Source organism: Micromonospora sp. NPDC047187 (assembly GCF_040643355.1).
Classification (GTDB): Bacteria; Actinomycetota; Actinomycetes; order Mycobacteriales; family Micromonosporaceae; genus Micromonospora; species Micromonospora salmantinae.
Genome location: NZ_JBEYUF010000021.1, coordinates 74,554 through 97,203, shown reverse-complemented (window position 1 = coordinate 97,203; position 22,650 = coordinate 74,554). Strand labels below are relative to the sequence as shown.

Sequence of the window (22,650 nt, the reverse complement as noted above, 5' to 3'; positions counted from 1 at the left end):
GGTCGTCCCCGACATGGACCTGTGTGGTTTTCCACAGCTCCTTTTACTGAACGGTAACTTAGACTCCGGCCATGGATGAGACGGCATTCCCCGGGCGGCTGCCCGAGCGGGACCGCCCGTGGGTGATGCGCACCTACGCCGGCCACTCGTCGGCCGCGGCGACCAACGCCCTCTTCCGCCGCAACCTGGCGAAGGGGCAGACCGGCCTGTCGGTCGCCTTCGACCTGCCCACCCAGACCGGGTACGACCCGGACCACGAACTCGCCGCCGGCGAGGTCGGGCGGGTCGGCGTGCCGGTGGCCCACCTCGGCGACATGCGGGCGCTTTTCGACGGTCTCCCGCTCGCCGACACGAACACCTCGATGACCATCAACGCCCCGGCGATGTGGCTGCTCGCCCTGTACGGCACCGTCGGGCTGGAGCAGGGCGCCGACCTGGCCCGCTGCGCCGGCACCACCCAGAACGACATCATCAAGGAGTACCTGTCCCGGGGCACCTACATCTTTCCGCCGGCGGCGTCGCTGCGGCTCACCGCCGACGTGGTGGCGTACACGCTGCGCGAGATGCCCCGGTGGAACCCGGTCAACATCTGCTCGTACCACCTCCAGGAGGCCGGCGCCACGCCCGTGCAGGAGGTCGGCTTCGCGCTGGCCACAGCGGTCGCCGTGCTCGACGCGGTCCGGGACTCCGGCCAGGTCCCGGCCGAGCGGATGGGTGACGTGGTCCAGCGGATCTCGTTCTTCGTCAACGCCGGGGTGCGCTTCGTCGAGGAGATCGCCAAGATGCGCGCGTTCGGCGTGCTCTGGGACGAGATCACCCGGAACCGGTACGGGGTCACCGACGCCAGACAACGGCGGTTCCGCTACGGGGTGCAGGTCAACTCGCTCGGCCTCACCGAGGCGCAGCCGGAGAACAACATCCAGCGCATCGTGCTGGAGATGCTCGGCGTGACGATGTCCCGCGACGCCCGGGCCCGCGCGGTCCAGCTGCCCGCCTGGAACGAGGCGCTCGGCCTGCCCCGTCCGTGGGACCAGCAGTGGTCGCTGCGGATGCAGCAGGTCCTGGCGTACGAGTCGGATCTGCTCGAATATCCCGACCTCTTCGCCGGCTCGCACGTGATGACCGCGCTCGTCGACGAGGTCGTCACCGGGGCGCGGGTCGAGCTGGACAAGGTGCTGGAGCTGGGCGGCGTCGTCGCCGCAGTGGAGACCGGCTACCTCAAGAGCGCGCTTGTCACGTCGCTGGCCGAGCGCCGTCGCCGGATGGAGTCCGGTGCCGACGTGGTGGTCGGGGTCAACCGGTACACCGCCACCGAACCCTCCCCGCTGACCGCCGCAGGCGCGGACGCGGTCGAGCAGGTCGATCCCGCGGTCGAGGCGGCCGCCGTGGACGGCGTACGCCGGTGGCGGGCCGACCGGGACGCGGCCGGCGTCGACGCGGCGCTGGCCCGGCTGCGCGCGGACGCCGCGACCACCACCAATCTGATGCCGGCCACCCTGGAGTGTGTGCGGGCCGGGGTGACCACCGGCGAGTGGGCCGGCGCGCTGCGCCAGGTCTTCGGCGAGTACCGGGCACCGACCGGCCTGGCCGGTGCCACCGGCGGCGGTGGGGAGCCGGGCCTCGTGGCGGTCCGCGAGCGGGTCACCGCCACCGCGCGGGAGCTGGGCAGCGGCCGGCTGCGGCTGCTGGTCGGCAAACCCGGGCTGGACGGGCACTCCAACGGCGCGGAGCAGATCGCGGTACGCGCCCGCGACGCCGGCTTCGAGGTCGTCTACCAGGGCATCCGGTTGACCGCGGGGCAGATCGTCGCCGCCGCCGTCGAGGAGGACGTCGACCTGGTCGGGCTCTCCGTGCTCTCCGGGTCGCACCTGGCCGCCGTGCCCGCGGTGCTCGACGGGCTGCGCGCCGCCGGCCGGGCCGACCTGCCGGTGGTGGTGGGCGGCATCATCCCGGCCAGTGACGCGGACACCCTCAGGGCGGCCGGGGTCGCCCGGGTCTTCACCCCGAAGGACTTCGCCCTCACCGGCATCATCGACGACCTGGTGACGGTCATCCGTCACGCCAACGACCTGCCCTGATCGAGCGCTGTCCCGGCAGGTCGCCGGCCGGCGTGGGTCAGCGGCCAGTGTGGGTCAGCGGCCGGCGTAGGTCATGCAGTCGGCCATGTCGTTGTCCGGGCCGACCCTGATCGACGCCGCGTGGCACTCCAGCTGCTCGTTGTGCCGGCAGTCGGCGCGCTGGCAGGCGCCCACCTGCGCGATCAGGCTCTCCACGCCGCCCCGGACGGGCGACTCGACGAAGGTGTGGCAGTGGGCGTGATCCATGCTGCCGATGGTGATCGCGAAGGCGTGGCAGTCACCTGCCTGGTTGTACGCGCACGCGGCGACCACACATTCCTGGACTCGGGGCATCTCCAACGCTGCGGTCATGCCGACCTCCTCTAGGCTCTTGCCCCGATACTAGGCTTTTGTCGACCCGTGGAGCCCCGGTATCGCGGGCCGCCGATCCGCCGCGTCAGACGCGGAAGCCGGCGGCGCGGGCGGCCTCTCGTTCGCGGCGTCGTTCGGATCGACGACGGAAGAACCAGAAGGTGAAGAACGCCAGGCCGACCAGGACGACGAGCACCAGCACCGGCAGGATGATCGCCACCAGGGAGACCACCACGCTGGTGGCGTCCTCGGCGGTGCTGGCGACCGGGGCGCCGATTCCGGCGGTGGTCGCGTTGATCACCGGGCGGGCCGCGGACTTGAGCAGGTGCACGCCCAACGCCAGCAGTACGCCGGTGACGACCGGCACCCACTGGTGGGACGAGAAGAAGCTCCCTGGGTCGCTGACCGTCACCGTCTCCGACGAGGAGCCGGCGCCGAAGGCCAGGCCACCGGCGGTGGGTCGGACCACTGTCTGCACCACGTCGTTGATGTGGTCGACCACCGGCACCTTGTCCGCCACCATCTCCACGGCGAGCAGCACGGCCATGATGGCGATGACCCAGCCGTTGCCGAGCCAGGTCCAGCCGCTGGGCAGGTCGATCAGGTCGGTGTAACGGCCGAGCAGGCCGAGGATGAGCAGGGGTATGTAGGCGTTCAGCCCCGCCGAGGCGGCGAGACCGGTGCCGGTGAGGACTTCGAACACGGTCTCAGCATCGCACCGACGCGCCAGTGCCGCTCGCTGGCGACCGGTGGGTGCTCGGCTACCCTCGTCGGGTGCGGTTGGTCATTGCGAAGTGCTCGGTGGACTATGTCGGACGGCTCTCGGCTCACCTGCCGCTGGCCACCCGGTTGCTGATGGTGAAGGCGGACGGGTCGGTGTCTATTCACGCCGACGACCGGGCGTACAAGCCGTTGAACTGGATGAGCCCGCCGTGCCGGTTGGAGGAGGCCCCCGGTGTGTGGCGGGTCGTCAACAAGGCTGGCGAGGAGCTGCGGATCACCCTGGAGGAGATCTTCCAGGACACCTCGTACGAGCTGGGTGTGGATCCGGGCCTGCGCAAGGACGGGGTGGAGGCGCACCTCCAGGAGTTGCTGGCCGCCAACCCGGGTGCCCTGGGTGAGGGGTTCACGCTGGTCCGCCGCGAGTACATGACGGCGATCGGCCCGGTCGACCTGCTGTGCCGGGATGCCAACTCGGGCTCGGTCGCCGTCGAGGTCAAGCGACGTGGCGACATCGACGGCGTGGAGCAGTTGACCCGCTATCTCGAGCTGATGAACCGTGACCCGCTGCTCAGCCCCGTCGTCGGGGTCTTCGCCGCCCAGGAGATCAAGCCGCAGGCCCGGGTGCTCGCCACCGACCGGGGCATCCGGTGTGTGGTGGTGGACTACGACAAGCTGCGCGGCATCGTGAAGGACGAGCTGACCCTCTTCTGACCGGCGTCCTACCCGGTGCGCACCGCGATCAGTGACTTCGGCAGACCGAACACCCGCTCCACCAGCATCGTCGAGTCGGGGAAGTAGTGACGCATCTGCGAGCGGTCCAACAACTCGGTCCAGAGCACCTGGTGGATGGCGGCGTCGTGGCTGCGGGTCGGCTTGTGCCCCAGCGGCCAGCGTCGGGCGAACGCGGTGCGCAGTCGTACCGGCAGGAACTGCATGCCGGGCGCGATCCAGTGTGGCTCGATGGGGAAGTAGCGGTAGGGCGTCTGCACCCAGTGCCGGTCGGCCAGTGAGCGGGCGGCCGCAGCGAAGCGAATGCGGCGTTCGTGCCCGCCCACATGCTCCAGCACCGAGTTCGAGAAGACCAGGTCGAAGCTGCCCTTGGTGAGGTGCGGGGGCAGGTCGCAGGCATCGGCCTGCTCGACGTGGGCCCAATCCGGGACGACGGCGGGCGGCTGCTCCAGGTTGACGACTGTCACCCGGGCCGGTCGGACGGTGGCGCGGTGCCAGGTGCCGAGCCGGCCACCGAGGTCGACCACGTGCATGTCGCCGATGTCGGGAAAGGTGCGCGCCAGCCAGTCCGAGCGGTGCCGACGCCGTCGGGCGCTCCACGACTGGTCACTGTCGACAAGGCGGTAACGCAATCGATTGGGGCCCATTTAACGCAATGTACCGCCGTGACCACGGTGTATAAACATGTGGATACGCCGATCCTTGTTGATGATCGGTTATCCGACACTTACCTCCCGTACATGACCTTGATGGCCTTGACGAGTCGGGCCACGTCGGCGGGGGTGCGCTCGAAGGTCATCGACGGCAGCAGCGACCGGGCACGACGTCGGGTGATCGCCTTGGACCGACCGAACTCACGCAGGCCGTCCTCCCCGTGGATCCGCCCGAAGCCGGAGTCGCCGACACCGCCGAACGGCAGGGTGGACATGCCGGCGAAGGTCAGCGTGGAGTTGATCGACGCCATCCCGGAGCGCAGTCGCCGGGCGATGGTCACCGCACGCCGTCGGCCGAAGACCGAACCCCCGAGGCCGTACGACAGGGCGTTGGCGCGGGTGACGGCCTCGTCGGCGTCGCGGACCCGGCTGATGGTCAGCGTGGGACCGAAGGTCTCCTCGCGGACGGCAGCGGACTCCTCCGGTACGTCCACCAGCACTGTGGGGTGGACGTACGGCGGTTGCACGGCGCTCGGGCCGCCGAGCACGGCGCGCCCGCCGGACGTGATGGCGGCATCGATGTGTCGGCGGATCACGTCGATCTGCTTGGGCATGGTGATCGGGCCGATGTCGGTGCCCTCCGGCCCGACCGTCAACCGACCGGCGCGGGTCACCACCTTGTCGACGAAGGCGTCGAAGACGGCGTCGACCGCGTACACCCGCTCGATGCCGATGCAGGTCTGGCCAGCGTTGGTCATACCGCCCCAGACACACGCCTCGGCGGCCGCGTCCAGGTCGGCGTCGCTGTCCACGATCATGGCGTCCTTGCCGCCACCCTCGATGAGCACCGGGGTCAGCGTCTCGGCGCAGGCGGCCATCACCTTTCGGGCGGTGGCGGTGGAGCCGGTGAAGGCCAACTTGTTGACGCCGGAGCGGCACAGCGCCGCGCCCACGTCGCCCAGCCCGTGCACGGCGGTGAACACCGGCTGCTCGGGCACCACCTCGGCGAAGCTGTCCACCAGCCACTGGCCGACGGCGGGCGTGTACTCGCTCGGCTTGAGCACCACGGCGTTGCCGGCGGCGAGGGCGTACGCGGCGGAGCCGATCGGCGTGAAGACCGGATAGTTCCACGGCCCGATCACGCCGACCACCCCGTACGGCTGGTATTCGAGGTGCCCGGAGAACTCGGCCAGGATGAGCCGGGACCGCACCCGGCGTGGACCGAGCACGCGGCCGGCGTTGCGGGTGGCCCAGTCGATGTGCTCGATCGCCGTGACGATCTCGACGATGGCGTCGGCGACCGGCTTGCCGCCCTCGACGTGCACCAACTCGGCCAACTGCTCGATGCGCTTGGCGAGCAGCGCACGCCACCGCAGCATCCGCTGGCGGCGGCCGGTGAAACCGAGGCCCGCCCACCACTCGCCGGCGGCGCGGGCGCTGTCGACGGCCTGCCGCACGTCGGCGTCGGTGGCGACCGGGAGGCGACCGGCCTCGGCGCCGGTCGCCGGGCTGGTGGAAACCAAGTGGCCCGCGTCGATGACCGGAACGCCCGGGATATGCACTGCCGTCATGGCGGAAGTCTAGACCCGAGGATTACTCGCCGGTAGGGTCCCCGATTCGGGGCGGGGGAGCGGCGTCGCACCAACCCGGCCGATCGTTGATCAGTGCAGGTCAGGGCGTTGGTGACGGATACGGCCCGCCCGAATCGTCGAACGGCAGGTGGCCGGGAGGTGACGAGAGGCTGACCGGCCGGTCGGTATTGACGACTACCGTCTGATGGCAAGCTGACGCGCGGAGTGACGGTGTGGGGTGGAGGGCTGACTGTCCATGGAGGAACTTCCGGAACTGATGCCGCTGTTGACGGTCGCGGGTGGACCGATGCGCGGCGCGAGCTTTCGTATGCGAGCCGAGATACAGGTGATCGGCCGAGCGCCGACCGGTCAGGTGGTCATCAACGACCCGCACCTGAGCCGTCGCCACGCCGAGGTGTGGCTGGCACCGGAGGGCCCGTCCCTGCGGGACCTGGGCTCCACCAACGGCACCTGGCTCAACGACCGGCGGATCACCGAGGTGGAACGACTCTCCGACGGTGACGTGATCCGGCTGGGCCGCACCGAACTGCGCCTGTTTGACCCCGGGGTGGCGCTCACCGACCCGGTGGGGCTCAGCTTCGGCCCGTCCCGGCGCGACGTCCGACCGACGCTGCCGCTGCCGCTGGCCGCGCCACCGGGCTCGCGTCGCTGATCGCCTGGCGGTCCGCCACACCGGGTAGCTCCGTTGGGTGGCGGTCCGACACCTGGACCGGCGGGGACACCCGTGGCACCATGCCGCGGATGGAGACCGAGCAGCGGATCGTGACGGCGAACGGCATCACCCAGGCGGTACGGGTGGCCGGCTCGCCGGACGGCACACCGGTGCTGCTGATCCACGGCAACTGCTCGTCAGCGCTGTTCTGGGAGCCGCTGGTCCGCCGTCTGCCACCGACGCTGCGGGTGGTCGCCCCCGACCTGCGGGGGTACGGCGACTCCGCGACCGCCCCGGTGGACGCCACCCGGGGCCTGCGGGACTTCGCCGACGACGTGGCCGCACTGCTGGACGACCCGACGCTCTTCGACGCCGAGGCGCGCCCGGTGGTGGTCGGGCACTCCCTCGGCGGCGGGGTGGCGATGCGCCTGCTGGTCGACCATCCGCACCGGGTGGGGGCGTTGCTGCTCGCCGCACCGGTCTCCCCGTACGGCTTCGGCGGCACCCGCGACCTGACCGGTACGCCGACCACAGCCGACTTCGCCGGCACCGGCGCCGGCACGGCGAACCCGGACTTCGTGGCCCGCCTCGCGGCCGGTGACCGGAGCACTGACGCGCCGGCCAGCCCGCGCGCCGTGCTGCGAGCCACCTATGTCGCCGATCCCGCCTCGCTGGGCACTGACGAGGAACTGCTGCTGGACACAGTGCTTGCCACCGCCACCGGGGACGACAACTACCCGGGCACGGCGGTGCCGTCGGAGAACTGGCCGGGCACCGCGCCGGGGGAGCGCGGGGTGCTCAACGCGCTCGCGCCGACCTGGTTCCGGCTCGCCGACGAGCTGGTGGCCGTCGCCGAGAAACCGCCGGTCACCTGGGTACGCGGAGACGTCGACGTCATCGTCTCGGACACCTCGCTCTTCGACCTGGCGTACCTGGGTTCGCTGGATCTCGTGCCCGGCTGGCCCGGCGCGGACGCCTGCCCACCGCAGCCGATGGTCGGCCAGACCCGGGCGGTGCTCGACCGGTACGCGGCGGCCGGCGGCGCGTACCACGAGGTGGTGCTGCCCGGTTGCGGGCACAGCCCGCACCTGGAGCGCCCGGCGGAGTTCGTCGCGGAGTTGTTGGCCCTGACCAGCGTGGCGGCCGGGTAGCGGCGCCGCTGGGCCGTGGGTGAAATATGCCACGGCGTCTCGACAACTCACCGTCACGTGGCAGACTCGCGCGCATAACCTTAGCGGCCGTTCAGTGGTCGTGCGGAGTCTCTGGGGAGGCCGGTCGTGGCGCGCGAGTTCAGCACCGTTGGTGTGGTGGGGCTGGGCACCATGGGTGCCGGCATCGTCGAGGTCTTCGCCCGCAACGGCATCGACGTGGTGGCAGTGGAAATCTCCGCGCCGGCGCTGGAGCGCGGCCAGGCCACCCTGAAGGGCTCCACCGACCGGGCGGTCGCCAAGGGCAAGCTCGCCGAGGCGGACCGCGACGCCCTGCACGAGCGGGTGCACTTCGCGGTCGGGCTGGACGCGCTGCACTCCGTCGACCTGGTCATCGAGGCGGTGCCCGAGCACCTGGACCTCAAGCAGCGGATCTTCGCGGAGCTGGACCGGGTCTGCCGACCGGAGACGATCCTCGCCACCAACACCTCGTCGTTGAGCGTCACCGAGATCTCCGTCGCCACCAGCCGCCCCAACCAGGTGATCGGCATCCACTTCTTCAACCCGGCCCCGGTGATGAAGCTGGTCGAGGTGGTCCGCACGGTAGTCACCGCACCCGAGGTGGTCGCCGACGTGGAGGCGCTCTGCGCCCGGCTCGGCAAGGTCGACGTCACCATCAACGACCGGGCCGGCTTCATCGCCAACGCGCTGCTCTTCGGCTACCTCAACCACGCGGTCGCCATGTTCGAGTCGCACTACGCGACCCGGGAGGACATCGACGCCGCCATGAAGCTCGGCTGCGGCCTGCCGATGGGCCCGCTGGCGTTGATGGACCTGATCGGCCTGGACACCGCGTACGAGATCCTGGACACCATGTACCGGCGCGGCGGGCGGGACCGCCGCCACGCCCCGGTGCCGCTGCTCAAGCAGATGGTGACGGCAGGGCTGCTCGGCCGGAAGTCGGGCCGGGGGTTCTACACCTACGAGCGGCCCGGCTCCCCGGTGGTCGTACCGGACGAGGCGACGCCGCTCGCCACGGACGCCGCGCTCGCCGACGGCGCGCGCGCCATCGCGAAGGTCGGCGTGGTCGGCTCCGGAACCATGGCCACCGGGATCATCGAGGTCTTCGCGAAGGCCGGCTACGAGGTCGTCTCGGTGACCCGCGGCATGGAGAAGTCCGCGAAGGTCTGCGAGGCGGTCAAGACCTCGCTGAACAAGGGCGTGGTGCGCGGCAAGCTCGCCGAGGCCGACCGGGACGCCGCCCTGGGCCGGATCAGCTGGTCCGCCACGCTCGACCATCTCGCCGACGTCGACCTGGTGGTCGAGGCGGTCGTCGAGGAGTTGAGCGTCAAGAAGGCTCTCTTCGCCAGCCTCGACGAGATCTGCAAGCCGGGTGTGGTGCTGGCCACCACCACCTCGTCGCTGCCGGTGATCGACGTGGCGATGGCCACCCAGCGGCCGGCCGACGTGGTGGGGCTGCACTTCTTCAACCCGGCCCCGGTGATGCCGCTGGTCGAGGTCGTCCGCACCATCCGCACCTCCCCGGAGGCCACCGCCACCGCCCGCGCCGTCTGCGCCGCGCTCGGCAAGACCGGCGTGGTCTGCGGCGACCGGTCCGGCTTCATCGTCAACGCGCTGCTCTTCCCGTACCTGAACGACGCGGTGAAGATGCTGGAGGCCAGCTACTCGACGGCCGACGACATCGACCACGCCATGAAGTTGGGCTGCGGCTACCCGATGGGCCCGTTCGAGCTGCTCGACGTGGTCGGGTTGGACGTTTCCCTGGCCATCCAGCGCGAGCTGTACCTGGAACTGCGAGAGCCGGGTTTCGCGCCCGCGCCGCTGCTGGAGCACCTGGTCACCGCCGGCTACCTGGGCCGCAAGACCCGCCGCGGCTTCCGCGACCACTCGCACCGCTGACCGGTCGCCCACGATGCGGAGGTCAGCACGGTTTCGGCGGGGCTCCGGGTCGCCGACGACCGTGGCGAGCCGGCCAGCTGGGAGTGACCGTAACCTTGGTGACTGTGAGCCCCCGTCGCAACCGCCCTCGCCGGGACGAGAACGCCAACCTGGACGCCGACCGGGTCCGCCAGGGCGTCGCCTCGGTGCAGCAGTGGACCGACGGCGCCTGGCAGGTACGCGGCATCGGCGCGGGCGCGTCGGTCAAGACGTACCGCTGCCCCGGTTGTAACCAGGAGATCCCACCTGGGGTGGCCCACCTGGTGGCCTGGCCGGCGGACGGCCTGGGTGACCTGACCGACCGGCGGCACTGGCACAGCGGCTGCTGGCGGGCCCGGGAGCGGCGCGGCCCGGCGGTGCAGCGTGGCCGGGGCTCCCCGCGCTACTGAGCGACCTGGGTCACCCTGTTCGTGCCTGGGCGGGCGGTGGCGGCGACTTCGCGACAGACTTGGGTGGTGAGCACAGCGATCCGCGCGTCGTCGATCCTGCCCGGCCGCCGGGAGGACATCGAGCTGCACACCGCCGACGGTCTGCGGCTGGTCGGTGAGCTGGCCCTGCCGGCCGACCGGCCGCCGGTGGCCACCCTGGTCTGCCTGCACCCGCTGCCCACCCACGGCGGAATGATGGACAGCCACGTGTTCCGCAAGGCGGCCTGGCGGCTGCCCGCGCTGGCCGACCTGGCGGTGCTGCGGTTCAACACCCGGGGCACCAGCAGCGTGCGCGGCACCAGCGAGGGAGCCTTCGACGGCGCGGTGGGCGAGCGGTACGACGTGGCCGCCGCCATCGAGTACGCGGAGTTCGCCGAGCTGCCCAACATCTGGCTCGTCGGCTGGTCGTTCGGCACCGACCTGGCGCTGAAGTACGGCTGCGACCCGACGATCGCCGGGGCGATCCTGCTCTCCCCGCCGCTGCGTTTCTCCGCCCCCGAGGACCTGGCCACCTGGGCCAACTCGGGTCGGCCGCTGGTGGCGCTGGTGCCGGAGTTCGACGACTACCTACGCCCCACCGAAGCGCGGGAGCGGTTCGCCGCCGTACCGCAGGCCGAGGTGGTCGGGGTGTCGGGCGCCAAGCACCTGTGGGTGGGCGACGCCGAGACGGTGCTCGACGAGATCGTCCGGCGGGTCAACCCAGCCGTCGAGGTGCCGCTTCCGACGACCTGGGACGGCCCGATGGAGGCCGGCGACGTCAGCGCGTACGCCGACCGGACGGTGGCCGCCTTCGCCGACACCCCAGTTCCCGGCCCGGCCGCCACCAAGGCGGACTGACCCGCCCGTTCCCGGCCCGGCCGCCGCTCAGCGGCGCTCCTGGCGGGGCAGCACCACCTCGCGCAGGATCAGTTGCAGCGCGGCCACGGTGGGGATGGCGATCAGCGCGCCCACCACACCCAGCAGCGCCACCCCGAGCAGCGCGGCCAACAGGGCGGCCACCTCGTTGACCTCCACCGAACGCCGCATCACCTTCGGGTAGATGAGGTAGTTCTCCACCTGCTGGTAGATCAGGAAGAAGACCGCGCAGGCGATGCCGGTGGGCAGGTCGGCGGCGAAGCCGACCAGACTCACGATCACCGCGCCCAGGGTGGCGCCGATCTGCGGGATCAGGTCGGTCACCGCGACCACCACGGCCAGCGCGAACGGGTACGGCAGGTCGACGATCAGGGCGAAGACGAAGGTGGTCGCGCCGGCCAGCACCGCGATGCTCAGCGCGCCGACCATGTAGGAGCCAACCTTGGCCAATATTTCGTCACCGATCAGCTGCACCCGCTGCCGCCGCGACCGGGGCACCAACGAGTAGCCCAGCGAACGCAGCTTGTCGAAGTACGCCAGGAAGTAGATGGTCAGGACCAGCACGGTCAGCGTCCGAAACACCGTGCCGAAGATCAGTTGTGCGCCGCCCAGCACCCCGCCGAGCGCCCGTCCGACCGTCTCCGCGTTGGCCGCGCCCTGCACCCGCTCCACCACGTCGTACCGCTCCACCAGGTCATTGACCGTCGGGTTGCGGCGCAACTGGTCGAGCAGGCTCGGGATCTGGTCGATGAACTGCCCCGACTGGGTGACGATCGGCGGAACCAGCGCCACCACCCCGCCGCAGAGCAGCAGCACCACGGTCAGGGCGACCCCCGCCACCGCCAGGCCGTGCGGCACACCCCAGCGGCCCAGTCGGACCACCGCCGGGTTGAGGCCGATCGCGAGGAAGAGCGCGATCACCACCAGCACGAGGATGCCGCCGGCATTGCGAATCCCCAGATAGAGGGTGTACGCCAGCAGCACGCCCAGCGCACCGGTGAAGCCGAGCAGGAAACTGCTGCGGCGCAGTGGCCGCCCCGGTGTGCCGAACTTTCCGGACGGGACCGCCGGTGGCTCATCCGGGTCGACTCCGGGGGCGGGGACCGGCACCGGGGGTGGCGTCTCCGCCGACGATGCCGCCCGCGCCTCCGTCGGCTGCGCTTCCGCCGACGGTGGCGTCTCCGCCGGCTGTGGGGTTTCGGCTGGCGGGGGGCCGGGGGTCACGTTCGGCTCGTCGCCGGACGGGTCGTGCTGTGGCACCAGGGACCTCCCGGCTCAGACCGTCGGACGACGGGCGACGGCCACGAACGCCCGCCACGCGGCGGGCACGAACACCAGCACCGGGCCGGCCGGGTCCTTACTGTCCCGCACCCCCACGACCTCGGCCAGGTTGTCCGCCACCTCGACACACTCTCCGTTGCCGCTACGGCTGGACGTGCGCCAGAGCGCGCCGGTCAGGTCCATGAGGTCACAACTTCCTTCATCAGCTCGATCGACTGGCGGCGAGAGAACGCACCGTTTCTGATCATCTCCCAACGCGCCAGCAGCGTAGCCACCTCATGGTCGCCATCGACCACGAGACCGTCAATCTGATGCTCCATGTGCCCCACCCAACCACCGTCGGCGCCTCGGGCCAGATTGAACGGTCCGGAAAGTCGGCCCCACGGCCCCAGCGGCTTGGGCCGTACCCCCGGCGTATCCCCGCCCCTGCGGCGCGCGGACGCCGCACACTCCGCTGCGACCCATGTGGTGCTGCCGGGCCGACGGCCGGCCGTGGCCCCGCAAGAACGCCCGGCTGCTGCAAGCGGAGTTCGGCGAGGACCCCACCCACCCCGGACGTCGTCCAGGCGCGCCGAATCCGTGCAGATCTTGGACAGTTCCGTTAGGCCGTGACGGAAACTGTCCAAGATCTGGTGGTGGGGCGGCGCTCAACGGCGAAAGCTGTCCGGATGCTGCCCGCCGATGACGCCGACGCACTCGACTGGCTCGCCTTCGAGCAGGCGGGCGTGCTGACGACCGCGCAGGTCGCCGGGTTGCTCAGCGAGGGGCGGGTGCGGGGCCGGATTCGCTCCGGTCGGTGGCGGTCGATCTGCCGCGGGGTCCTGCTGGCCGGCAACGGCCGACTCACCCGCGACCAACAACTCTGGGTGGCGGTGCTGGCGGCCGGGCCGGGGGCGGTGCTGGCCGGGGTGTCCGCCGCCGCCGAAGCCGGGGTACGAGGACTGCGACGCGAGCCGGTGCACGTGCTGGTGCCGGCAGCCCGCGGTGCCGCGCGGGCCATCCTGCGTCGACTTCCGATCGACATGCCCGCCGTCCTGGTCCACCGCACGACGGTTCTCCCCGAGGCCCATGTTCAACGTGCCCGCCCACCGCGTACCACGACGGCGCGGGCCCTGGTGGACGCGGCGGGTTGGGCGGCCGGCGTGGACGAGGCGCAGTCGGTGCTGGCTGCCGGTTGCCAGCAACGCCGGGTGCTGCCCGAGGAGTTGCAGGCGGTGCTCGACGTCCTCCCTCGGGCCCCCCGTCGGCGGCTGATCGGGCAGACCGTCAGCGACATCGCGGGCGGCGCACAGGCGCTCTCGGAGATCGACTTCCTGCGGCTGTGCCGCAGGCACCTGCTGCCCGCCCCGGACCTGCAGGAACACCGGGTCGACGCGGCCGGCCGGAACCGCTGGCTGGACGCGTACTGGCGGGAGTGGCGGGTGCAGGTGGAGATCGACGGCGCGCACCACATGGACGCCAAGCAGTGGGCGGCCGACATGCGTCGGCAGAACGACGTCTGGACCAGCGGCGACCGGATTCTGCGCTTCCCGGCCTGGCTGGTCCGCGCCCGCCCGGACGAGGTCGCCGACACCGTCCGGCGCGCCCTCATCGCGGCCGGCTGGACCCCCACCACGCCCCTACGCCACCCGACGCAAAAGTGAATCTTGGACACTTTCCGTCAACCGATGACGGAAAGTGTCCAAGATTTCGAAGCTTCGACGGGCGGGTGCCCGTCACTCCTTGTCGATGGTGACCTTGCTGGGCTTGGCGCTGCGCTCGTCGGTGGTCGGCTTGGTGGGTCGCTTGCCGTTCTCACCGGTGCTAGTGATCTTGGTGGGCTTGGCGCCCCGACCGCCCTCGCCCGGAACGGCGGCCACTGTCGGCTCCCCGTCCACCCCGGCGCTCGCCGTGCCACCGTCCACTGTGGTCACCGGCTCGGCCACCGGCCGCGTCGTGGACTGCCCGGACTCCTCCGCAGCGGCGTTCACCGACTGCCTGGTGTCGGCGGGCTCCGTCTTCAGCCCGGCGCCCGCACCCGATCCGGAGGTCGCGCCGGCGGCAACGCTCACGCCGTCGTCCCCACCACCGGACACGCCTTCGCTCGCGCCGGCGTCGCCGGCCGGCGCGGTCGGGCCGTCGATCGGACCGGCGACACTCTGCAACCGCAGCTCGGACATCTGACGCTGAAGCTCGTCGGACTCCTGCCGGGCCTTCCAGGTCTCCTGCCGAAGATCCGCCAACTGCTGTTGGGCCTGGGCGATCTCCAACATCACCTGGGCCAACTGCTGACGGCCCGCCGCCGACTCCTGCTGGGTCGCCGCCAGGTGCTGCTGGGTGGTGGCCAGGTGCTGCTGCGTGGTGGCCGCGTACTCCTCGAACTGCCGTCGGGACCCCGCGACATGCTCGTCGGCCTTGCGGCGCTTGTCGCTGGCCTCGGCCTCGGCCCGGCTCAGCAGATCGGCGGCCTCCGCCTCGGACCGCTGGCGCAGCGCCGCCGCGTCCTGCTCGGCTGCCTGACGGACGCCGGCCGCGCCCTGCTCGATCTCGTTCTTGCGAGCCGTGTACTCGGTCTCCAACTCGTTCTTCCGGGTGGAGTATTCGGTTTCCAGCTCGTCCCGACGGGTGGTGAACCCGCTCTCCAGCTCCTGCTGACGGCTGGCGAGCCCGGCCTCCAACTCCTGCTGGCGCGCCGCGTGTTGCTTGTCCAACTCGTCGCGGCGCTTGGCGAACTCCTGCTCGGCCGCGGACCGCCGCTGCGCCAACTCCCGGTCGGCCGCCTCCCTACGGGAGTTGACCTCCTGCTCCACCCCGGCCCGCCACGCGCCCAGCTCCTGCTGGGTCTGCGCCCGGGTGTGCTGCACGTACGCCTCGGTCTCGGTGCGCATGCGCTGCACGTACGCCTCGGTCTCGGCCCGGCTGCGCTTCGCCGACTCGGTTGCCTGCGTCGTCAGCCGCTCGGCCTCCTGCTGCGCCTTGGCGCGGGTGGCCCGCCCGGCCATCGACGCGTCGTCGATGATCTGCTTGGCCTCCTGCTGCGCCTTGGCGTGGGTGGCCCGCCCGGCTTCGGTCGCGGTGTCGGTGAGCCGCTTGGCCTCCTGGAGCGCCTTGGCATGCACCTCCTTGGCGGCATCGCGCAGGTCGCTGGCCTCCTGCCGGGCGTTGGCCAGCGTCTCGCGGGCCGTCTCGCGCAGCTTGGTGGCCTCCTGCTGGGCCCGGGTGTGGATCTCCTTGGCGGAGTCCCGTAGCTGGGTGGCCTCCTGCTGGGCCTTCGCCAGAGCGTCCTGCGCGGCCTTGCGCAACTGCGCCGACTCGTCCTTGGCCGACCGCAGGGCCGCGTCCGCCTCGGCCCGCTGCGCGGCGCTGTGCCGCTCCTCCTCCGCGCGTCGGGCGGCGAGGGCGATCTCGAAGTCCTTCAGCGCCCGCGCGGCCTGCTCGCGGGCCTCCTCGATGATGTGCTCGGCCGCGGCACGACGGGCCTCGATCTCCCCGTTCGCGTCGCCGAGGATCTGCTCCGCCTGCTCCTCGGCGAGAGTGAGGATCGACTCGACCCGCGGGCCGAGGTGCCGGAACGACGCCCGGTCGACGACGTTCATCTGCTTGCGCACCTGGGTCAGGTCGCGCTGGAGAACCTCGACCTGGCCGGCGAGCTTGTGGATCTGTGTATACGCCTGTTCCCGTTCGGAGGCGAGGGTCGCGATCTCGTGCTCAGCACGTGCGACATAACGGTCGACCTGTTTCTTCTCGTACCCCCGCAGAGCGGACTCGAAGCTGGGCTCCGTCGTCACGTCCCCGCCGAGAGCGAACAGTTCCTCGCCGTGCGACATGCCCCCATCCTCACACGCAACGGGCCCTGCTGGGGCGATACGGACGGGCCTTGTGGGAGCTACTTCACTCCGTTGCGGTCAACGGATACCCGGGGTTAGGAAACGCATACGGCGCGAGGTGGCACCGGTTACCCGGTGTCACCTCGCGCCGTCGATGCCCCGACCTGACGCCTCGCGTCAGCCGGCGGTCTCCGCGGGCACCCGCTCCTGACCGCCATCGGTCTTCTTGGCTGCTTCCGGCTTGGCAGCCGGAGCGGCCTGCGCCGGCATTCCCGGAACGATGCCGGCGAGGCCGGAGAGCATCTGACCCAGCTGCGACGTGACAGCGTCCTTCTGCCGGGTGAGGTCCTCGACCTCGCGGCGGGCGGCCTGCGTGGTCAGCTCCGCCTCGGTGCGAGCCTCGGTGAGCAGGCGCTGCGACTCGGCCTTCGCCTCGTTGAGGGTCTTCTCCGAGTGGGCCTTGGCCTTGTCGACCGTCTCGGCGGCGTTGCGCTCCGACTCGACCCGCCGCGCCTCGGCGCGCTGCTCGATCTCCTTGGCCCGCTCCTGCGCGGCCCGGGCACGCTGCTCGGCCTCGCTGACCATCTTCTGGGTCTGCGCGACCTGGGCGGCGTGCCGCTCGGACTCCTCGCGCTCGGCCTTCTCCCGCCGCTCGGCCAGCTGGAGCTCCAGGGCCTGCAGGTCCTTGTCGCGCTTGTCCCGCGCATCGGTGAGCAGCTTGGTCGCCTCGGCGCGCTTCTCCTCAGCCTCGCGGGCGGCCTTCGCCCGCTGCTGGGTGATCTCCCGCTCTGCGGTGGCCCGCAGGGTGGCGACCTCCCGCTCGACTGTCGACTTCAGCTCGGCCACCTCGTGCGCGGTGACCGTACGCAGCTGCTTGGTCTCCCGGTCGGCGTCGGCGCGCAGCGTGTCGGCCTCGCGGCGAGCCTGCACCCGGACCTCGGCGGCCTCGCGCTCGGCGGCCGTGCGCAGGTTGCCCGCCTCGCGCTCGGCGCTCGCCTTCATGGCGGCGGCCTCGGCGCGGGCCTTGTCGGTGATCTCGCGGGCCTCGAGGCGGGCGGCGGAGAGAATGCCCTCCGACTCGCGCTTGGCCTCGTTGCGGTGGTCGTTGGCCTGCTCCTCGGCGAGCCGGAGGATCTGCTCGACGCGCGTGCCGAGCCCGGAGAGGGTGGGTCGGCTGTTCTCTTCGAGCTGCTTGTTCGTGTCGGTGAGCTTCTGCTCCAGCGCACTCATGCGCTGCTCGGCCTGGCGGAGCCGACGCTGGGCGTCGTTCATCCGCTGCTCGGCCTCGGCACGGGCCTGCTCGGACTGGGTCAGCGCGGCGGTCATCCGGCCGAGGAAGTCGTCGACCTGATGGGTGTTGTATCCGCGCAGGCCAACGGTGAAATCTGGCTGCGAGTTCGCGTTATCGAAGAACGCGAGAGGGGAGGACTGCTGCTGGGGCATTGGGACATACTGGCAGACGCCCCAGGGTGCTTCGCAAGAGCGGTGCGAAGCTTTCGTGCCCTCTTTACATGGTCAACTCCCGCGATCGGCGAGGTTGGACCAATCGGCGATCTTGGCAGGTCCCGGCGGGTCGGACGCCACGCAGCGTGACGCGGAAAAGGGCCCCGGGGTTACCCCGAGGCCCTTTGTTCGATCCGGGTGGCTTATCCGCTAATGGGGGCGGAAGAACAATGAGCGATCAGCGCAATGGTCATCCGGCGTTCCGCCGTCCGGCCTGGACCCGCCTCGGCGCTCCGGATGCCGGTCGACGCCCCCGAGGCCGGCGGCGCCGGTCAGTGACCCCGGGCCGGCGGCGCCGGTCAGTGACCCCGGAACCGGTTGATCGCGTCCTCGTGCCGGGCCCGCAACTCTCCGTCGCGCACGCCCAGCCCGTCGGTGGGTGCGAGGCAGCGCACGCCGACCTTGCCCTGGTGGGCGTTGCGGTGCACCTCGTACGCGGCCTGGCCGGTCTGCTCCAGCGGGTAGGTGCGGGACACCGTCGGGTGCACCTTGCCGAGCGCCACCAGGCGGTTGGCCTGCCACGCCTCGTGGTAGTTGGCGAAGTGGCTGCCCACGATCCGCTTGAGGTGCATCCACAGGTAGCGGTTGTCGTACTGGTGCAGGAAGCCGCTCGTGGAGGCGCAGGTGACGATGGTCCCGCCGCGCCGGGCCACGTAGACGCTGGCGCCGAACGTCTCCCGGCCCGGGTGCTCGAACACGATGTCCGGGTCCTCGCCGCTGGTCAGCTCGCGAATCCGTTCGCCGAAGCGCCGCCACTCGTCCGGGTCCTGGGTCTCCCCGTCCTTCCAGAAGCGGAAGCCCTCGGCGGCCCGGTCGATGACCAGTTCCGCGCCCATCCGACGGCACAGCTCGGCCTTCTCCGGTGAGGACACCACACAGACCGGAATCGCGCCGCCGTTGAGCGCCATCTGGGTGGCGTACCCACCGAGGCCGCCGGAGGCGCCCCAGATCAGCACGACGTCGCCCTGCTTCATGTTGGCGCCGTGGTGCGAGACGAGCTGCCGGTACGCGGTGGAGTTGACCAGCCCGGGACTGGCCGCCTCCTCCCAGCTCAGGTGCCGCGGCTTGGGCATCAGCTGGTTGGCCTTGACCACCGCCAGCTCGGCCAGCCCGCCGAAGTTGGTCTCGAAGCCCCAGATCCGCTGTTGCGGGTCGAGCATCGTGTCGTCGTGACCGGCCGCGTCCTCCAACTCGACGGAGAGGCAGTGCGCGACCACCTCGTCGCCGGGGGCCCAGCGGGTCACCCCGGGGCCGGTGCGCAGCACCACGCCCGCGGCGTCCGAGCCGACCACGTGGTACGGCAGGTCGTGCCGGCGGGTCAGCTCGGAGACCCGGCCGTAGCGCTCCAGGAACTTGAAGGTGGGCAGCGGCTCGAAGATGCTGGTCCACACCGTGTTGTAGTTGATCGCGCTGGCCATCACCGCGACCAGCGCCTCGCCCGGCGCCAGCTCCGGCGTCGGCACCTCCTGCACGTGCAGGGCCTTGCGCGGGTCCTTGTCCCGGGTCGCCATGCCGTCGAACATCCGGGCTTCCTCGGCGCGGACCACCACGCCCCGGTAGCTCTCCGGTACGGGCAGCCCGGCGAGGCCGGCGAGTTCGCGGTCCGGATCGTTCGATTCCTCCGCCGCCATGATCGCTTCGAGGATGTCCTGCACGGTGACCTCCGGTTCATCCGCACCCGTACGGGCCCGGGTGCTGCCATCGTCGGCGCCGGTGGGCACGACCGCCATGTCGGCATTCGACACATCCGGCACCGGTCGCGCTCCTGTGGGGCCGGACGTTACTGAACGGTAGCTAGGCCGGGAAGTCCTCTGTGAAAAACTGCATCCGCCGATGCGTGAAGGTGTCCGACCACAGCGCCAACCGCGCACTGACGTGCGCGCACCCGGCGTCCGACGGCCGTTACCCCTCGCTGATCAAGAGTTTTCGGTCATCTGCGCGGCGCAGGATGACGCAAACCTCTTGATCAACAGGGGGTGAGGGCGGGGCAGGGGGTGAGGGCGGGGCAGGGGGGGGTCGGTCAGTGGGGGGTGGGGGCGGGTTGGACCAGTTCGACGAGGACGCCTCCGGCGTCCTTGGGGTGGACGAAGTTGATCCGGCTGTCCGCGGTGCCACGCCTCGGAGCGTCGTAGAGCAGGCGCACGCCACGCTCGCGCAGCGCCGCGCAGGCCGCGTCGATGTCCACCACGGTGTACGCGACCTGCTGCACGCCCGGCCCGTTGCGGTCCAGGAACTTCGCGATCGTCGACTCCGGGGTGAGCGGGGCGAGCAACTGCACGCAGCCGCCCTCGGTGGTCGGCCCGACGGCCAGCATCGCTTCCCGGACGCCCTGCTCGGTGTTGGTCTCCACGTGGACGCAGCGCATCCCGAACGTCCGCTGGTAGAAGTCGATCGCGGCGTCCAGGTCGGCCACGGCGATCCCGACGTGGTCAATCTTGCGAAGCCCGATGTCTGTGACGTAGTCCGCACCGGGCTCGACGGGGGAGTTCTCTGCCATGGCGCTAGTCTGGCCGAACAATCGTTAAGGCGTACAGCTCGGCACCCCCTCGGAGGCAGGCATGGCTTCGGTGATCGTCAGCGGCGCGCGGACCCCGATGGGCCGGCTGCTGGGCAACCTCAAGGACCTCCCGGCCACGAAGCTCGGCGGGATCGCCATCAAGGCGGCGCTGGAACGTGCCGGCGTCAGCCCGGACCAGGTCCAGTACGTGATCATGGGCCAGGTGTTGCAGGCCGGCACCGGTCAGATCCCGGCTCGGCAGGCGGCGGTCGAGGCCGGCGTGCCGATGTCCGTGCCGGCGCTGACCATCAACAAGGTCTGCCTCTCCGGCCTGGACGCGATCGCCCTGGCCGACCAGCTGATCCGCGCCGGCGAGTTCGACATCGTGGTGGCCGGCGGCATGGAGTCGATGACCAACGCCCCGCATCTGCTGATGGGCCAGCGCACCGGCTACAAGTACGGCGACGTGGTGGTCAAGGACCACATGGCGCACGACGGGCTCAGCGACGCCTGGGACTGCTGCTCGATGGGCGAGTCGACCGAGCGACTCGGTGCCAGGCACGGCATCTCCCGCGCGGAGCAGGACGCCTTCGCCGCCGCCAGCCACCAGCGGGCCGCCGCCGCGCAGAAGAACGGCCACTTCGCCGACGAGATCGCTCCGGTGGTCATCCCGCAGCGCAAGGGTGACCCGCTGGTGATCACCGAGGACGAGGGCATCCGCCCGGACACCACTGTCGAGTCGCTGGCCAAGCTGCGTCCCGCCTTCGCCAAGGACGGCACCATCACCGCCGGCAGCTCGTCGCCGATCTCCGACGGCGCCGCCGCGGTGCTCGTGATGAGCAAGGCCAAGGCGAAGGAGCTGGGGCTGACCTGGCTGGCCGAGATCGGTGCGCACGGCAACGTGGCCGGCCCGGACAACTCCCTGCACTCGCAGCCGTCCAACGCCATCAACCACGCCCTGAAGAAGGGTGGCCTGAGCGTGGCGGACCTGGACCTCATCGAGATCAACGAGGCGTTCGCGCAGGTCGGTGTCCAGTCCACCCGGGACCTCGGGATCAGCCCGGACAAGGTCAACGTCAACGGCGGCGCGATCGCGCTGGGGCACCCGATCGGCATGTCCGGCGCGCGTCTCGTACTGACCCTCGCCCTGGAGCTGAAGCGGCGCGGCGGTGGCACCGGCGCGGCCGCGCTGTGTGGCGGCGGTGGCCAGGGCGACGCGCTGATCATCCACGTGCCGGGCAAGGCCGAGACCAGCCAGTGAGCACCAGGAGCGAGCCGGTCCCGCGAGCCCCGCGGTCGCGAACGGGGGTGACGCGGTGAGCGAGGCTGAGCACGTCCCGGCAGCGGGCACCACGTCGGTGCGCCGCAGCCGGGACGTACCGCTGCTGGTCGAGCGGGCCCGCACGGGCGACCCCCGCGCGGTGGCTCGCCTGATCACGTTGGTGGAGAACGGTGACGCGCTGTTGCCGGAGATCGCCGCGGCGCTGGCGCCGTACGCCGGGCAGGCCCAGGTGGTCGGGCTGACCGGTTCGCCCGGGGTGGGCAAGTCGACCACCACGAACGAGCTGGTCCGCGCGCTGCGGGCGCGCGGGCACCGGGTGGGCGTGCTGGCTGTCGACCCGTCCAGCCCGTTCACCGGCGGAGCGATCCTCGGTGACCGGGTGCGGATGCAGGACCACGCCACCGATCCGGGCGTCTACATCCGGTCGATGTCCAGCCGGGGCCACCTCGGCGGGCTGGCCGCGGCCACACCGCAGGCGGTCCGGGTGCTGGAGGGCGCCGGCTGCGACGTGGTGCTGGTGGAGACGGTCGGCGTCGGGCAGGCCGAGGTGGAGGTCGCCTCGCTCGCCGACACGACGCTGGTGCTGCTCGCACCCGGGATGGGCGACGCGATCCAGGCGGTCAAGGCCGGCATCCTGGAGATCGCCGACGTGTTCGTGGTCAACAAGGCGGACCGGGACGGCGTCGACGCCACCGTCCGTGACATCCAGGGCATGATCGCGCTCGGTGAGCGCGGGCCGGGGCAGTGGCGGCCCCAGGTGGTCCGGTCGGTCGCCGCGCGCGGCGAGGGCATCGACGACATCGCCGCCGCCATCGACAAGCACCGGGGCTGGCTGGTCGAGCACGGCGAGCTGCGCCGCCGCCAGGAGGCGCGGGCCGCCGCCGAGATCGAGGCGATCGCGCTCGGCACCCTCCGTTCCCGGATCGGCTCACTGCGCGACGGTACGGAGTTGGCCACGCTCGCCACCAAGGTTGCCGAGGGCGCTACCGACCCGTACACGGCGGCGGACGAGTTGCTCGCCCAGCTCGCACGCTGACCCGGCGACCCGCCGGCCGGCGCGTCCACCTGGTGGAACCCGATCGGCACCGTCCGGTGCGGACGGACGCCGTCGCC

21 protein-coding genes are annotated in these 22,650 nt (G+C 71.3%); 10 read left to right on the top strand and 11 right to left on the bottom strand.

Going from position 1 to position 22,650, the window contains the following annotated elements; genetic code table 11:
- Positions 1 to 71 precede the first annotated feature (71 nt).
- Complete coding sequence (locus tag ABZ794_RS26425; RefSeq protein ID WP_357518059.1) at positions 72 to 2,078, top strand: protein meaA; 2,007 nt, start codon at positions 72 to 74, stop codon at positions 2,076 to 2,078.
- A gap of 54 nt (positions 2,079 to 2,132) precedes the next feature.
- On the opposite strand, the gene ABZ794_RS26420 is transcribed toward ABZ794_RS26425, so the two are convergent.
- Positions 2,133 to 2,429, bottom strand: a complete 297-nt coding sequence (locus tag ABZ794_RS26420) for a DUF1540 domain-containing protein (RefSeq protein ID WP_210785808.1) — start codon at positions 2,427 to 2,429, stop codon at positions 2,133 to 2,135.
- Between the two features lie 85 nt (positions 2,430 to 2,514).
- Complete coding sequence (locus tag ABZ794_RS26415; protein WP_091405855.1) at positions 2,515 to 3,132, bottom strand: DUF4126 domain-containing protein; 618 nt, start codon at positions 3,130 to 3,132, stop codon at positions 2,515 to 2,517.
- A 71-nt stretch (positions 3,133 to 3,203) separates the two neighbouring features.
- Here ABZ794_RS26415 and nucS point away from each other — a divergent pair, with 71 nt between their 5' ends.
- On the top strand, positions 3,204 to 3,863 hold the full coding sequence (gene nucS, locus ABZ794_RS26410; RefSeq protein WP_112584054.1) for an endonuclease NucS: 660 nt from the start codon (positions 3,204 to 3,206) through the stop codon (positions 3,861 to 3,863).
- An 8-nt stretch (positions 3,864 to 3,871) separates the two neighbouring features.
- On the opposite strand, the gene ABZ794_RS26405 is transcribed toward nucS, so the two are convergent.
- Positions 3,872 to 4,528 carry a methyltransferase domain-containing protein gene (locus ABZ794_RS26405; RefSeq protein ID WP_210785806.1) on the bottom strand — a complete coding sequence of 219 codons (657 nt, stop codon included), beginning with the start codon at positions 4,526 to 4,528 and terminating at the stop codon, positions 3,872 to 3,874.
- 80 nt (positions 4,529 to 4,608) lie between these two features.
- Entirely contained in the window at positions 4,609 to 6,105 is a 1,497-nt protein-coding gene (locus ABZ794_RS26400; RefSeq protein WP_357518056.1) for an aldehyde dehydrogenase family protein, read from the bottom strand.
- Between the two features lie 256 nt (positions 6,106 to 6,361).
- Here ABZ794_RS26400 and ABZ794_RS26395 point away from each other — a divergent pair, with 256 nt between their 5' ends.
- The 5 genes from ABZ794_RS26395 (at position 6,362) to ABZ794_RS26375 (ending at position 11,150) form a co-directional block, all read left to right on the top strand.
- Entirely contained in the window at positions 6,362 to 6,778 is a 417-nt protein-coding gene (locus ABZ794_RS26395) for an FHA domain-containing protein (RefSeq protein WP_210785804.1), read from the top strand.
- 80 nt (positions 6,779 to 6,858) lie between these two features.
- Positions 6,859 to 7,929 carry an alpha/beta hydrolase gene (locus ABZ794_RS26390; protein ID WP_357518054.1) on the top strand — a complete coding sequence of 357 codons (1,071 nt, stop codon included), beginning with the start codon at positions 6,859 to 6,861 and terminating at the stop codon, positions 7,927 to 7,929.
- Between the two features lie 126 nt (positions 7,930 to 8,055).
- Positions 8,056 to 9,846 (top strand): 3-hydroxyacyl-CoA dehydrogenase, encoded by a 1,791-nt coding sequence (locus tag ABZ794_RS26385; protein WP_210785801.1) that lies wholly within the window; start codon positions 8,056 to 8,058, stop codon positions 9,844 to 9,846.
- A gap of 98 nt (positions 9,847 to 9,944) precedes the next feature.
- Positions 9,945 to 10,274 carry an ATP/GTP-binding protein gene (locus ABZ794_RS26380; protein ID WP_124821217.1) on the top strand — a complete coding sequence of 110 codons (330 nt, stop codon included), beginning with the start codon at positions 9,945 to 9,947 and terminating at the stop codon, positions 10,272 to 10,274.
- Positions 10,275 to 10,340: 66 nt separating this feature from the next.
- Positions 10,341 to 11,150, top strand: coding sequence for an alpha/beta hydrolase (locus ABZ794_RS26375; RefSeq protein WP_357518052.1), 810 nt, complete (start codon positions 10,341 to 10,343; stop codon positions 11,148 to 11,150).
- 27 nt (positions 11,151 to 11,177) lie between these two features.
- On the opposite strand, the gene ABZ794_RS26370 is transcribed toward ABZ794_RS26375, so the two are convergent.
- The 3 genes from ABZ794_RS26370 to ABZ794_RS26360 all read right to left on the bottom strand — a co-directional run bounded on the left by ABZ794_RS26370 (position 11,178) and on the right by ABZ794_RS26360 (position 12,769).
- Complete coding sequence (locus ABZ794_RS26370; protein WP_210785825.1) at positions 11,178 to 12,278, bottom strand: AI-2E family transporter; 1,101 nt, start codon at positions 12,276 to 12,278, stop codon at positions 11,178 to 11,180.
- Positions 12,279 to 12,443: 165 nt separating this feature from the next.
- Complete coding sequence (locus ABZ794_RS26365) at positions 12,444 to 12,632, bottom strand: DUF397 domain-containing protein (RefSeq protein ID WP_210785798.1); 189 nt, start codon at positions 12,630 to 12,632, stop codon at positions 12,444 to 12,446.
- Positions 12,623 to 12,769, bottom strand: coding sequence for a hypothetical protein (locus tag ABZ794_RS26360; RefSeq protein WP_210785797.1), 147 nt, complete (start codon positions 12,767 to 12,769; stop codon positions 12,623 to 12,625). Before ABZ794_RS26360 ends, ABZ794_RS26365 begins: the two co-directional genes overlap by 10 nt.
- Before the next feature lie 348 nt (positions 12,770 to 13,117).
- Here ABZ794_RS26360 and ABZ794_RS26355 point away from each other — a divergent pair, with 348 nt between their 5' ends.
- On the top strand, positions 13,118 to 14,092 hold the full coding sequence (locus tag ABZ794_RS26355) for a hypothetical protein (RefSeq protein WP_357518049.1): 975 nt from the start codon (positions 13,118 to 13,120) through the stop codon (positions 14,090 to 14,092).
- Positions 14,093 to 14,164: 72 nt separating this feature from the next.
- On the opposite strand, the gene ABZ794_RS26350 is transcribed toward ABZ794_RS26355, so the two are convergent.
- From ABZ794_RS26350 to mce, 4 genes are all read right to left on the bottom strand, one after another.
- Positions 14,165 to 16,255: a hypothetical protein gene (locus ABZ794_RS26350; protein WP_357518047.1), complete on the bottom strand. Its 2,091-nt coding sequence runs from the start codon at positions 16,253 to 16,255 to the stop codon at positions 14,165 to 14,167.
- A gap of 177 nt (positions 16,256 to 16,432) precedes the next feature.
- Positions 16,433 to 17,698, bottom strand: a complete 1,266-nt coding sequence (locus ABZ794_RS26345) for a DivIVA domain-containing protein (RefSeq protein WP_091405818.1) — start codon at positions 17,696 to 17,698, stop codon at positions 16,433 to 16,435.
- A 359-nt stretch (positions 17,699 to 18,057) separates the two neighbouring features.
- Positions 18,058 to 19,413: a crotonyl-CoA carboxylase/reductase gene (gene ccrA, locus ABZ794_RS26340; protein WP_357518072.1), complete on the bottom strand. Its 1,356-nt coding sequence runs from the start codon at positions 19,411 to 19,413 to the stop codon at positions 18,058 to 18,060.
- Between the two features lie 365 nt (positions 19,414 to 19,778).
- Positions 19,779 to 20,255 (bottom strand): methylmalonyl-CoA epimerase, encoded by a 477-nt coding sequence (mce, locus tag ABZ794_RS26335; RefSeq protein WP_210785794.1) that lies wholly within the window; start codon positions 20,253 to 20,255, stop codon positions 19,779 to 19,781.
- Positions 20,256 to 20,316: 61 nt separating this feature from the next.
- Between mce and ABZ794_RS26330 the strand changes: the two genes are divergently transcribed.
- Complete coding sequence (locus ABZ794_RS26330) at positions 20,317 to 21,516, top strand: acetyl-CoA C-acetyltransferase (RefSeq protein WP_091405811.1); 1,200 nt, start codon at positions 20,317 to 20,319, stop codon at positions 21,514 to 21,516.
- A 55-nt stretch (positions 21,517 to 21,571) separates the two neighbouring features.
- Complete coding sequence (meaB, locus tag ABZ794_RS26325; protein ID WP_238687331.1) at positions 21,572 to 22,573, top strand: methylmalonyl Co-A mutase-associated GTPase MeaB; 1,002 nt, start codon at positions 21,572 to 21,574, stop codon at positions 22,571 to 22,573.
- Positions 22,574 to 22,650: the final 77 nt, after the last annotated feature.

Bases quoted from the DNA above. Each gene is read 5' to 3' on its own strand.
- ABZ794_RS26425 (WP_357518059.1), top strand. From the start codon at position 72: ATGGATGAGACGGCATTCCCCGGGCGGCTGCCCGAGCGGGACCGCCCG.
- ABZ794_RS26420 (WP_210785808.1), bottom strand. From the start codon at position 2,429: ATGACCGCAGCGTTGGAGATGCCCCGAGTCCAGGAATGTGTGGTCGCC.
- ABZ794_RS26405 (WP_210785806.1), bottom strand. From the start codon at position 4,528: ATGGGCCCCAATCGATTGCGTTACCGCCTTGTCGACAGTGACCAGTCG.
- ABZ794_RS26400 (WP_357518056.1), bottom strand. From the start codon at position 6,105: ATGACGGCAGTGCATATCCCGGGCGTTCCGGTCATCGACGCGGGCCAC.
- ABZ794_RS26395 (WP_210785804.1), top strand. From the start codon at position 6,362: ATGGAGGAACTTCCGGAACTGATGCCGCTGTTGACGGTCGCGGGTGGA.
- ABZ794_RS26390 (WP_357518054.1), top strand. From the start codon at position 6,859: ATGCCGCGGATGGAGACCGAGCAGCGGATCGTGACGGCGAACGGCATC.
- ABZ794_RS26365 (WP_210785798.1), bottom strand. From the start codon at position 12,632: ATGGACCTGACCGGCGCGCTCTGGCGCACGTCCAGCCGTAGCGGCAAC.
- ABZ794_RS26360 (WP_210785797.1), bottom strand. From the start codon at position 12,769: ATGGAGCATCAGATTGACGGTCTCGTGGTCGATGGCGACCATGAGGTG.
- ABZ794_RS26355 (WP_357518049.1), top strand. From the start codon at position 13,118: ATGCTGCCCGCCGATGACGCCGACGCACTCGACTGGCTCGCCTTCGAG.
- ABZ794_RS26350 (WP_357518047.1), bottom strand. From the start codon at position 16,255: ATGTCGCACGGCGAGGAACTGTTCGCTCTCGGCGGGGACGTGACGACG.
- ABZ794_RS26345 (WP_091405818.1), bottom strand. From the start codon at position 17,698: ATGCCCCAGCAGCAGTCCTCCCCTCTCGCGTTCTTCGATAACGCGAAC.
- mce (WP_210785794.1), bottom strand. From the start codon at position 20,255: ATGGCAGAGAACTCCCCCGTCGAGCCCGGTGCGGACTACGTCACAGAC.
- ABZ794_RS26330 (WP_091405811.1), top strand. From the start codon at position 20,317: ATGGCTTCGGTGATCGTCAGCGGCGCGCGGACCCCGATGGGCCGGCTG.